This is a genomic window from Bradyrhizobium sp. KB893862 SZCCT0404, from assembly GCF_018130885.1.
Taxonomy (GTDB): Bacteria; Pseudomonadota; Alphaproteobacteria; order Rhizobiales; family Xanthobacteraceae; genus Bradyrhizobium; species Bradyrhizobium stylosanthis.
Genome location: NZ_JAFCLT010000006.1, coordinates 309,876 through 321,659, shown reverse-complemented (window position 1 = coordinate 321,659; position 11,784 = coordinate 309,876). Strand labels below are relative to the sequence as shown.

General features: G+C 60.9%; 10 protein-coding genes. All 10 read left to right on the top strand.

What is annotated here, in order from left to right:
- The first annotated feature begins 61 nt into the window (after positions 1-61).
- Positions 62-991 carry a LysR family transcriptional regulator gene (locus JQ617_RS24695; protein WP_212028551.1) on the top strand — a complete coding sequence of 310 codons (930 nt, stop codon included), beginning with the start codon at positions 62-64 and terminating at the stop codon, positions 989-991.
- 85 nt (positions 992-1,076) lie between these two features.
- Positions 1,077-1,967 carry a LysR family transcriptional regulator gene (locus JQ617_RS24690; RefSeq protein ID WP_212028550.1) on the top strand — a complete coding sequence of 297 codons (891 nt, stop codon included), beginning with the start codon at positions 1,077-1,079 and terminating at the stop codon, positions 1,965-1,967.
- A gap of 306 nt (positions 1,968-2,273) precedes the next feature.
- Positions 2,274-2,495 carry a hypothetical protein gene (locus tag JQ617_RS24685; RefSeq protein ID WP_212028549.1) on the top strand — a complete coding sequence of 74 codons (222 nt, stop codon included), beginning with the start codon at positions 2,274-2,276 and terminating at the stop codon, positions 2,493-2,495.
- A complete protein-coding gene (locus JQ617_RS24680; protein WP_212028548.1) occupies positions 2,495-4,162 on the top strand; it encodes an amidohydrolase in 1,668 nt (555 codons plus the stop codon). Before JQ617_RS24685 ends, JQ617_RS24680 begins: the two co-directional genes overlap by 1 nt.
- Positions 4,149-5,258 carry a CobW family GTP-binding protein gene (locus JQ617_RS24675; RefSeq protein WP_212028547.1) on the top strand — a complete coding sequence of 370 codons (1,110 nt, stop codon included), beginning with the start codon at positions 4,149-4,151 and terminating at the stop codon, positions 5,256-5,258. Before JQ617_RS24680 ends, JQ617_RS24675 begins: the two co-directional genes overlap by 14 nt.
- Before the next feature lie 27 nt (positions 5,259-5,285).
- Positions 5,286-6,461: an ABC transporter substrate-binding protein gene (locus tag JQ617_RS24670; RefSeq protein WP_212028546.1), complete on the top strand. Its 1,176-nt coding sequence runs from the start codon at positions 5,286-5,288 to the stop codon at positions 6,459-6,461.
- A 58-nt stretch (positions 6,462-6,519) separates the two neighbouring features.
- The gene (locus JQ617_RS24665) at positions 6,520-7,389 is read left to right on the top strand and encodes a branched-chain amino acid ABC transporter permease (protein WP_212028545.1); all 870 of its coding nucleotides are present in this window, start codon (positions 6,520-6,522) and stop codon (positions 7,387-7,389) included.
- Positions 7,376-9,088 carry an ABC transporter permease subunit gene (locus tag JQ617_RS24660; protein WP_212028723.1) on the top strand — a complete coding sequence of 571 codons (1,713 nt, stop codon included), beginning with the start codon at positions 7,376-7,378 and terminating at the stop codon, positions 9,086-9,088. Before JQ617_RS24665 ends, JQ617_RS24660 begins: the two co-directional genes overlap by 14 nt.
- Positions 9,085-9,786: an ABC transporter ATP-binding protein gene (locus JQ617_RS24655; RefSeq protein ID WP_212028544.1), complete on the top strand. Its 702-nt coding sequence runs from the start codon at positions 9,085-9,087 to the stop codon at positions 9,784-9,786. The genes JQ617_RS24660 and JQ617_RS24655 overlap by 4 nt, the downstream gene beginning before the upstream one ends.
- 253 nt (positions 9,787-10,039) lie before the next feature.
- Entirely contained in the window at positions 10,040-11,752 is a 1,713-nt protein-coding gene (locus JQ617_RS24650; RefSeq protein ID WP_212028543.1) for an amidohydrolase, read from the top strand.
- The last annotated feature ends 32 nt before the right edge of the window (positions 11,753-11,784 follow it).

The window sequence follows — 11,784 nt, the reverse complement described above, 5'->3', positions numbered from 1 at the left end:
CCGGAAAAGACGCTAAATTCCGATCCTATCCATCGCTGGGACCGATAGATCGCGTGTTTTGATGCTCGACGGCGTATCCCTTGATCAACTGCGAACGTTCGTCGTTGCTGCCGAAGCGGGCAGTTTCTCTGCTGCGGCCAGGAAGCTCAGTCGGGCCCAATCAATGGTGAGTGAGCTTGTCTCGAATCTGGAAGGCCAGCTCGGCGTGGCCTTGTTCGACCGATCGGGGCGCTATCCAAAGCTCACGGCCGAGGGGGGCATCCTGCTGGCAGATGCGCGCAACATCCTCGCCGGCGTCGAGGACCTCAAGACCAGGGCAAGCGGAATGTCGTCGGGCCTTGAGCCTGAGCTGTCCGTCGTGGTCGATGTCTTCTTTCCCATCGAAGCCATTACCGAGACCGCCAGAGAGTTCGAGAAGAAGTTTCCAACAGTGCCCCTCCGTCTTTATGTCGAGGCACTCGGCAGCGCTTATCAACCGGTTATGGACGGGCGTGCGACCGTAGGCGTCGTGGGCTCCTTACCCCTACTGCCGCCCGGACTCATGATCGAGAGGTTGCTTGGCGTCGCGTTCGTGATGGTGGCTGCGAGGGATCATCCGCTTGCTTCCGTCCCGGAGCCCATTCCAAAACGCGAGCTTGGGCGGCACACCCAACTCGTGCTGACTGACCGTTCCGAACTGTCCGCGGGCCGCGAGTTTGGGGTGATGTCTGGTTCGACCTGGCGCTTAGCAGACCTTTCCGCCAAGCATGCGTTTCTGCTGAACGGGCTCGGATGGGGCGGAATGCCAGCGCATACGGTTGCGGGGGATATGGCGGAAGGACGACTTGTAGAATTGACGATTGAGGATGGCCCGCCAGGTGGCTTTATCCTTCAGATGTCGGCGATCTACCCAATTGCGAGAGCTCCCGGTCCGGCAGGTCGCTGGTTCATCGAACATCTGCGGACGTATCACGCCGGATACCCTGCAACTTCTCGTAAGCCGGTCCCCTGATAGATGCGAGAATCCGCTAAGTTACCTGGCGAGTTCAGATGGGCGCTGCACAAGCACGCGGGACCTTCCGGAGGAAGAGGCAACCGTGGATGATCTGAACGATATGCAGCTCTTTGTCGGAGTGGTGGAGCATAAAGGCTTCAGCACGGCAGCGCGCGCGCTCAACATCCCGAAATCACGCTTGAGCCGACGTATTGCTCAGCTGGAGCAGCGTCTGGGGACGCGCTTGCTGCAGCGCAGTTCTCGCAGTGTGATGCTGACGGCCCACGGCCAGGACTTTTACGAGAAGTGTCAGGAGATCGTGCATCTTGCGGGGGCGGCCTACCGGACCATCAGGAAGGTGGCGCCGGTGGCGCAAGGTACCCTGCGGGTGAGCTGTCCGATCACGCTGGCCCAATTGTGGCTAACTCCCTTGTTGCCGTCGTTCTTGAAGGAGCATCCGCTCGTCCGCATTGAATTGAAGTTGACGAACAGGCGGGTTAATCCGCAGGAGGAGCCCATCGATCTTGCTATCCGGGTTCGACAGCCGCCCGTCGAGGATTCGAGTCTCGTTGCACGCAACCTCGGTACAGCGTCAGACATTCTCGTCGCGAGCCCGCAGTATCTCGCCAGGGCAGACGCCATAAAAGCGCCCGACGACATCTCTCGACATCCAACATTATCGATCCCGCACTCCAACAGTCGTTACGAGTGGACGTTGCATCGTGGCGGCGAGCGCAGGACGGTACCTCTTCGTCCCCGGTTGATCGTCGAAGACTTGCTCTCGCTCAAGCAGGCGGCATTGGATGCGGTCGGGATCGCGGCGTTGCCGCGCCTGATTTGCGTCGATGAAGTAAACAGCGGAGAACTCGAACACCTGCTGCCACAGTGGGAATTTCAACCAGGTTACATTCAGGCCATGTTCGCCAGCCGCAGCGGCATGCCGACAGCATTGCGGGTGTTCCTTGATTATCTAGGCCGGCACCCACCGGGATGAGTCGAAAGGACATGCCCGGTCTTCGTTCCACTGTTAGAACGGCGCGTTCCGGCCTGTCGGATTGATTGCAGATTTTCGGCGCCGCAGATTTGCAGGCGAGCGCCCCTTTCTGCAGAGGTCCAGCGATGAAGTTCATTTTGGCTCTAGCCATAATTGTGGCCGGTGCGCCCGTAAGCTTGGCAGAGCCGATGGATCTGGTGCTCCGGAAGGGTGCCATGCGGCGGATCCGGGCCGGATGGCCAATGCTGGTAATCGAACCGTCCTTCAGCGCCGACGCACGCGATCGCTCACAGCGATGGACGCACCATGCAGCTTGGTACTGACTTTGTCGAGGTCAGCACGTCGCTCGATCCAATCCTGTCCGACGAGACCAGACGCCTGTTCGACCAGCTCTTCGACGCACAAGGTGGCGGACCGCTTCTACGGACGATGACTAGCCTATGCGCGCGGATGAACAGCCAGACGCTGCAGTGCCCCTTCGTAGTCACCAACAGCCATCTCAACGGCGTTCCAAAGGAAACTACCTAATGAGTGCTTCGCAGCCTGCAGACCTTATCCTCCGCAATGGTCGCATCTATACTGTCGATTCCACACGTTCCTGGGCAAGTGCGGTAGCAATCCGCAATGGCTCCTTCATCGCCGTCGGCGACGACCGGGCGGTTAACGGCTGTAACGGCCCGGATACCCGGGTCATCGATCTCAAGGGCAGCATGGCGATGCCGGGGATTGTCGATATCCATGTCCACATGCTCGTTGGCGGTCAGGCAGAACTGTTCGACCTCAATTTCACGTCCGCCCTCGATGTCGATCAGATCTGCGATGCCGTTAGTGGATGGGTTCGGAAGTCAAAGCCGGGCGCGTGGATTGTTGGGGCGCAGTGGGGATCTGACAAGCTTCCCACACTTAACACAAGCGCGGCTCTCGCCAAGCTCGACGCGGCTGCACAGGGGCGCCCCGTGCTGTTGCGCGATGAAACCTATCACAATCGGTGGTGCAGCTCGGAGGCGCTGCGTCTTGCTGGCATAACCAAGAGCACACCCAACCCGCCCCAAGGAGAGATCGGACGAGATCCGCAGACCGGTGAGCTTACCGGCATGCTGATTGAATCAGCCATTACCGAAGTCGAACGCGCGCTCGATCAGTCCGGTCACTACACGTCCGAGATGAATCAAGCGGCAGTCGCCAAATCGGTGCAGATGCTCAATTCCTTCGGTGTGACTGCCTTTCAAGAAGCCCTCTCGGTCAGGCCGGTGGCCGAAGCACTCAAGGCGTTGGACGATCGTGGCGTTCTGACCGCTTGGGCGGGCTGCTCGTTGCCCGCAGTGCAACCCGCCTTCATGTTTGGTCCATTTGGCGATGAGCTGTTCGAGCTTCGCGAAAAACTCCGAGGACGGCATGTGAAGCCCGACTTCGTGAAGTTCCTGCTCGACGGCGTGCCAGGTTTCAAGACCGCGGCCTTTCACGAGCCGTACACGGCCGACCCTATTCGTGGCTGCTGTTTCCGCGGCGATATGATGATGAGCGTACCCGATCTGATCCGCTGGCTGGGCAAGTGCGAAAAGCTGGGAATGAGCGTGAAAATCCACTGCACTGGCGATGCCGCCGTCACCCAGGCGCTCGATGCAATCGAAGTGGTCCGTGGTTTCAACGGGCCGACCAAACTCACTCATCAGATCGCTCACGCAAGCTACATCACGCCAGCCGACATCAAGCGCTTCGCCGAACTTGGCGCAATCGCTGATCTCTCTCCTATCATCTGGTATCCGACTTTCTTCCTCGAAGGCCATAGGGCCGCGATGGGCAAGGAGCGCGCCGAACGCTTTTGGCCGAACAAGGATCTTCTCGAATCGGGGGCGCTGATGGCTGGTGGAACCGACTGGCCGGCAGTCCCCAATCCCGACCCTTGGACAGGAATCGAAGGTATGGTGACGCGGCGCAATCCCACCGGCGAATTCGGCGACGAGGCACTGTGGCCCGAGCAGGCCATTGATCTGGCCTCGACGCTGCAGATCTACACCATCAATTCCGCGCGGGCGATGCAGATGGGCAGCGTCACTGGATCCATCGAAGTGGGCAAGTCGGCCGATCTTCTCGTGCTCGACAGGAACCTGTTCGAAACTCCGGTCGACGAACTCGCCGACACCAAGGTGCAGACAACTTACTTTGAAGGACGGCCGGTCTATGAGCGCCGTTGATGACGCCAAACTTCGTCCAGTCACTGTGCTGACGGGATTTCTTGGTAGTGGCAAGACCACGACACTTTCCCGTCTCCTGAAGGCTCTCGAGTTCGCCGGGACCGTAGCCATCATCAACGAGTTCGGCGAGATTGGCCTTGATCACCTCCTGATCGAGACGACCGAGGAGCGCTTTGCGCTGCTGGACAATGGTTGCATCTGTTGCACTGTCCGCAACGACTTGGTGGACACGCTTCTCGGTCTTGTGGCCAGGTCCGAGGCCGGCCTGTTGCCCGATTTTCGGAGAGTCGTCATCGAGACCACCGGTCTTGCCGATCCAGCGCCGATCCTGCACTCGCTACTTGCGGAGCCGCGACTCGCGCAGGCCTATCGGATCGATGGCGTGCTGGCGACAGTCGATGCCGTGAATGGCCTTGCAACCCTGAATGCGCACCGCGAGGCCGTCAAGCAGGTGGCCGTTGCCGATAGGCTGCTGATCACCAAGACAGATCTCATCGAAGAAACCGCATTGGCGCCGCTACTGGCCAGGCTGACCGCGTTAAATCCAACCGCGACGATGATCCGCTCCCGCGACGGCGACGCGCCTCCCGATGCCTTGGTAGGAGTCGGCCTGGATCGTCCGCGCGCCGCGCCGGGGGAGGTCGTCAACTGGTTCAAGTGGGCAACGGGCGCCACGGAACGATCGGGCTTTCGTGCCGAAGCTCATGATGTAGCTTGCGAAGATCCGGGCTGCGCCCATCCCAGCCATGGCCTACGTCATGGCGACGGCATCACGACTTTTTCAATAGTGATCGACCGCCCGATAGCCTGGGGACCGTTCAAGCAATGGCTCGAATACCTCGCGATGCTGAAGGGTGAGGATCTGCTGCGGTTCAAGGGCCTGATCCACATTGCGGAGCGGCCGGACACGCCCATCGTCGTCCATGGCGTGCAGCACGTGTTCCATCCTCCCAGCGAACTCAGTTCGTGGCCCAGCAAAGAACGGAGCACGCGGTTGGTTTTCATTACGCGAGGTATCCAGCGCGCTCTTATCGAGAGCACGTTGTCGAAATTCGCAGCCGTAGATGCCGCGTGGATGCGTAGGCCTGCGGCGTGATCGGGATTCTGCTCGGAGGGAGCGACGATGTCGTTGGGAAAGCTGTTTTTGCTCGGGGGTATTTTCGTGGGCGCCCTGTGGTCCGGTTCGGTGCATGCAGCCGGCCCGACGTGTCCCGAAGGAGCGATCAAGCTTGGCGCGATTTCGACAGTTACAGGACCTGCTGATTTCAGCGAGGTACCCAAGGCGGCGAAAGCGATGTATGATGCGGTCAATGCAGCCGGCGGCATCAATGGATGCAAGATCGACTACGAGATCGCCGACGACAAGGCTGATCCCCAGGTCGCCGCGCAAGCCGCCCGCAATTTCATCGACAACAAGAAAGTTGTGGCGATGAGCGGCAGCGCCAGCGTGCTGGAGTGTGCCGTGAACGCGCCGACCTACAAACGCGCGAATGTGCTCTCCGTCCATGGACTTGGCGTCGATCCAGTTTGCTTTAATTCTCCGAACATCGCGCCTGTCAATGTCGGGCCTTATACTCTGTCGACCGCCATGGCGCTCTTTGCCAGCAGCGCGCTCAAGGCGAAAGCCGTCTGCGCCATGTTCGTCATCATTGGTGGAACACAGGAGGCCTATAAGGCGGCCATCGCGCGTTGGGAGCAGGTGTCGGGGGAGAAGGCAAAGCTGGTCGACCTGACGGTTCCGCTCTCGGGCGACTTTACGCCGTTCGTCGTCAAGGCGCGGGACGCAGGCTGCGATGCGGTGGTGGTCAACGAGATCGAGCCGGCCGTGGTCGCCTGGATGAAGATCGCCGACGCGCAGAAGATTTCAGGGATCAATTGGCTGTTTCTAGCGCCAGGCTACACGGCGGAAGTAGCCAAGGCGTTGGCTGATTCCAAGCAGTCGATATATGTCGGCACCGAGTGGGAGCCGTACACGGAGCAGAATCTGCCGGCTAACAAGGAGTGGCTCGCGACGATGACGGCGGCCAAGCAACCGCTGACGGCCTTCTCGCAAGGCGGCTTTCTCTCTGCGCAAGTGATGCTCGACGTCATCAAGAGCATCGATGGCCCGGTCACGCGGGAGAGCATCAACAAGGCCTTGCTCGCAATGATGCCGCAGTCCTATCCACTCGCCGGCTCGCCATTCGTGTTCGGCCCCGGCGCCACCCATGCGCCGATGCAGGCCGTGAAAGTTATGAAGCTCCAGAACGGCGGCTGGACCGTCGAGACCAAGGACTGGATGGTTGTGCCCGCAAAGTGAGCCGGATACGGGATGCCGGATGTGTCGACGACCATCCGGCCAGTTACTGGGGAGTGGGATGAACGGCTATTTTACCGCGGCGGTGGCCGGACTTGTGGCCGGAGGCACCTACGCCCTGTTGGGCGTCTGCGCGGTCTTCACGTATCGCCTCGTGGCTGTCGTCGATTTCGTCGGCGCGGCCATCGGTACGGCAGGGGCGTTTGCTTTCGCGATGTCGGCCGAGCTCGGGTTGCCTCTGTGGTCCTGTACGCTCGCAGGCATCGTTGTTGGCGGCGTTGTTGGCGGCGCCGTCGGGTGGATCATGACACACTGGTTCGCGGACGCGGCGGCTTCGACCAAGGCGGCTGTCGCAGTTGCCTTGCTCGTAGGTCTTGCGGCGATCGGTCTTCGGATTACAGGCGGCCAACATCCCCACGCCTTTCCCGTGCTGTTTGAAGGCTCGGCGTTCCGGCTCGCGGGGGTCGAAATCACGAATGCGTCTCTCGCGACGTTGATCCTCGCACTTCTTTTTACGCTTGGTGCCGATCTGTTCCTAAGCCGTTCGCACGTTGGTTTGCAGCTCAGAGCGCTATCCGAGCGTCCGATGGCTGCCGAGCTGATTGGAATTCCGGTACGAAATCTGTCGTTATGTGTGTGGGTTGTCGGCGGGGCTGCGACTGCGTTCGCGCTCATCTTGATCGCGCCGCAGCGTGCTCCCAATTTTCTCGCGTTGAGCCTGCTTGTCGTGCCGGCTCTTGCTGCGGCATTGATTGGCTTCTTTCGTGATTTCTGGGCAACTTTGGCCGGCGGAATCGCGATGGGCGTGATGGAGGGCATCACGGCGGCGACACCCGGACTGGGTGAATACCGGGCCGCTGTGCCGTTCCTCGTAATTCTTTGCGTGTTGTTGTGGTCGCAGAGAGGGGTGCGCTTTGATGATGCGCGCTAGTCTTCGTTCTGCAGGTATTGTTGCGGCGTCCGCAATCGTGATGGGAAGTGTCATAGCAGGCTCGCTACCGGGCTATTGGGTCTACCTTGCAACCGCTGTGCTGATCACGGCGATCAACCTGCTCAGTCTGGGGATCGTCGAGGGGCGTACCGGCATGATCTCGTTATGCCAACTTTCCTTCGCTGGTGTCGGTGCATGGACGGTTGGCTATCTCAATGTTGCCGGTGCACCTGGCGGACTGCCTTTGTGGATACTGATTGGTGGCTTTGCGGCCATGCCGTTCGGCATCGCGATCGGCGTGCCAGCGCTGCGCCTGCGAGGCATCAATCTGGCTATCGTCACGCTGGGCTTTGCAGGGGCATTCGACGCGATATTGGCCGCAAATACGTTTCCGGGCCAGACGAGTTTCCTCCAGGTGCCACGTCCGGAGATTTTTGAGACCGACCAAGGATACTTCGTCTTCGTAATGATCGTCTTCGCTTTGATGGCCGGCGGCCTCGAACTGGTGGCTGGCTCACGGCTGGGCTCGTCATGGTTGTCCATCCGCCATTCGGAACGGGCCGCCGCTGCCCACGGCGTCGGTATTCCCTCCGCCAAGCTGGGCGCCTTCGCGCTGAGTGCGTTCGTCGCCGGCGTTGCGGGCGGATTGCTCGCCGGCTATCTCGGAACTCTGGTTGCCGACAATTTTGCGCTGTTCGGGTCGCTGGCGCTGTTCGCTGTCGCAACGATGACCGGCGCGCAGTATGCCGAGGGAGCGATCCTGGGCGGCCTGCTCGTGACATTATTTCCCGAACTGCTGCGACGGCTCGATCTGCCGCAAGACATTGGTAATGTCTTGTTCGCGGTGGGCGCTGTACAGGCACTCTCTTCTGGGGAGAGCATGAGCGAGGGCCTCAGGAGATGGTACGGCCGTCTTCGAACGCGGCGTTTCGTCGAAGCCGTTTCACTCAACCGGTCCGACCTACCGCCGAGTCGCGACCATGGCGACAAGCCGGCATTGGTTGTGCGTGGTTTGACGGTGCGCTATGGCGCCGTGATTGCGCTGGACAACATTAATCTTGACGTGCCGGCGCGGTGTGTGACCGGCCTGATCGGCCCGAACGGCGCCGGCAAATCGACCTTTATCGATGCCGTTGCCGGATTCCTTGCGCACTACGAGGGACGGATCGAGCTACAGGAACGCCCACTCGAGGGGCTGCTCGCGCATGCACGGGCGCGGCTGGGTGTCCGGCGCACCTGGCAGACGAACCGAATTTCGCCTGATCTCTCGCTGGGAGCGTATCTGACGCTGGCGGCCGGTGATCTAACCGCCGGGCAACTGCGTGCAGCCCTGGCCTGGATCGGGTGTTCGGACCCGGACCTGAAGGTGGCAAAGCTTGATGTGGGCACGCGGCGCCTGCTTGACGTCGCCGCCGTCGTGGCGGCCCGTCCGGTGCTGGCCCTTCTCGATGAACCGGCGGCGGGCCAATCATATGACGAAGCTCTTCTGCTGGCCAAGCGCATCGCCGAAATTCCCCGCGTGTTCGGATCCGCCGTTCTTTTGGTCGACCACGACATGGACCTGGTGCGCGCCGCGTGCGAATCCGTCGCGGTTCTCGACTTCGGTACAGTGATCGCGTTGGGGAAGACCTCCGCCGTTCTCGACCTGCCGATCGTGAGGAGGGCCTATCTCGGTATTGGCGAGACGGAGGCGGCATGAGCGCACTTAAGACCTCGGACATTGTCGTCAATCGCGCCGGTCTTCCGGTCGTACGCGGCGCCAGCATTATGGTCGAACGTGGCAGCGTGAGCGTGCTGCTGGGGGCCAATGGGGCCGGCAAGACGACCTTCCTGGAAGGACTGTCGGGCATTGCGGCGACCATCGGCGGCGCGATCGAGCTGAATGGAGAAGCCGTCCATGGCTTGCGCCCCGGCGCACGGGCGCGCAGGGGGCTTGCTCACGTCGAGCAGGGGCGCACCGTCTTTCGGACGCTCACCACGGAGGAGAATTTACGGGCGGTCTCGAAACACGTGGACGTAGGCCAGGCCTATGTATTCTTCCCGGAGCTCGAAAAGCGGAAGAATGTGCTTGCAGGGCTGCTCTCTGGAGGGGAGCAGCAAATGCTGGTCATTGCCCGTGCATTGCTGATGCAGCCGAAAGTGATCATGATTGACGAGATGTCCGCCGGGCTTGCTCCGATCGTCGTCGCTAGGCTGATGGCGGCTACGAGCGAACTCGCCAGACAAGGCCTCGCTGTGTTGCTTGTTGAGCAGTTCGCGGCGCTTGCGCTATCGATCGGGGATCGCGCCTACGTCATGCGACGCGGGCGGATCGTATACGATGGTCCCTGTGCAGCACTTGCGCAGTCTCCCGAGTTGCTGCACCAGCTTTATCTTGGCGATGCTGCGGGTATGTAGGGGCGACCGAAGCGGTCCGTCGGCTTCCACGAAGTAAGCCAATTCTGAACGCGAGCTCCAGTCCCATGTGAGAACAATGCACGGGAGTTGCGGGTGTCCAGATCGTCTTGGAAAGCGTTCCTCAGGGTCGACCGAGAAGCCAGACCCGATCGTTCTACTAGTAGAATGGATCGTTCCAGCCGGTCAGATTGATCGCGCATTTCGGGCACCACAGATTTGCGGGCGTACGCCCAACTCTGGAGAGGTTGCTCCGATGAAGTCCATTCTAGCTGTGGCCCTCCTCGTGGCCAGCGCGACCGCAAGCCTGGCAGAACCAGCGGATCTGGTCCTTAAGAATGCCGCCGTGTATACGTTGCGCGCGAATAAGCCCTGGGCGACGGCCGTTGCCGTGACCAGAGGTGTCATCGTCGAAGTCGGCGATGACAAGGACGTAGCCGCCCTTGTCGGGCCCTCGACCCAGGTCGTCGATCTCAACGGACGCATGGTCGTGCCTGGTATCAACGATGTCCATGTGCACGCGCTAGATGCAGCATACGACGCGCGTTACACCTGCGCATTGCCGTACACTGATCAACTCGACCCCGTGATTCAGGCTGTGCAGGCCTGCGTGCAACAGGCACAGCCCGGGGAGTGGGTCCTTGGCGGTCCCTGGGCCAGCGCCTTGCTTCCCCAATTGGGTAAGATTGAGACGTTGAAGCGTCTAGACGCCGTCAGCGCAGGGCATCCGGTCGTGCTGCGAGACGACACCTACCACAACCGCTGGGTCAACAGCGCCGTGCTCACCGAGGTAGGGATCGGGCAGGGGGCAGTGTCACCAGCCGGCGGCAATATCGCGATGGATGATGGCCAGCCGACAGGGCTGCTTCAAGACTTCCCGGCCTGGGTGAAGGTCAAACAGGCAACGCCGCCTCGTCAGCCGGACCGGCTGCGTCGGGCGGTCCGGGAGGCGGCCGATATCCTGAGCGGCTTTGGGATCACCGGCATTCAGGATGCGATGGTCCCTCGAGAGGCATTGAAAGCGTATTCCGAGGTCGATCGTTCCGCCAGCGGATTGAAATTGCGAGTGGTGGCGTCGCTGGATTTGCTCGGCGTCCTCGGAAGTCCGGACCCCAGCCTGTTGGACGATGCCAAGGATTGGAGGACCGAGCGGGTTCGCCCGGACTTCGTCAAGTTCCTGATCGATGGCGTGCCGATGGTCTACACTTCGCTGATGCTCGAGCCATATCTGCCATCTCACGAGCATGGTGATCACTATTATGGTGCACCCAATTTCACTCTGCCGGAATTGATCGAGCGGTTAACCGAACTCGACAAGCGGGGCGTGCCGGTGAAAATGCACGCGGTTGGCGACGGCGCGGTCAGGTTGGTCCTGGATGCCGTGCAGGAGGTGCGCCGCCGGAACGGCCCAAACGGCCCACGGCACCAGATCGCTCATCTGAGCTTCGTTTCGCCGGCTGACTACAAGCGCTTCGCCGAACTGAATGTCGCCGCCGACGTCTCGCCAATGCTCTGGTTTCCGCACCCGTTCACACCGGCGATCGAGAGAACCGTGGGCCATGAGCGCGCTTGGGCCATGTTGCCCATCGCCAGTCTCTTGAAGGCAGGGGCGCTGGTTGCGGGCGGGTCCGACTGGCCGGCCGCTCAACCTCACGCCAATCCATGGGTTGGCATCGAAGGACTCGTGACCCGGCGCAACCCGGAGGGAGCCGTTTCCGGCGTGCTTGGGCCTAATGAAGGTGTCTCACTCGATCAGGCATTGCGAATTTACACGCTCAATAGCGCAGCGGCGATGGGCCTAGGTACGGTCACAGGCAGTATCGAAGTGAACAAGTCGGCGGACATGGTGGTACTCGATCGAGATCTGTTCAAGATTTCTCCGAACGAGATTCACAAGACGCAGGTCGTGACCACCTACTTTCAGGGGAAGAAGGTGTACGAAGCTTCGCCGACTTGCTGCGCCCGCTAGTTGCGGACACTATGCTGAGCAGGCAGTGCTTT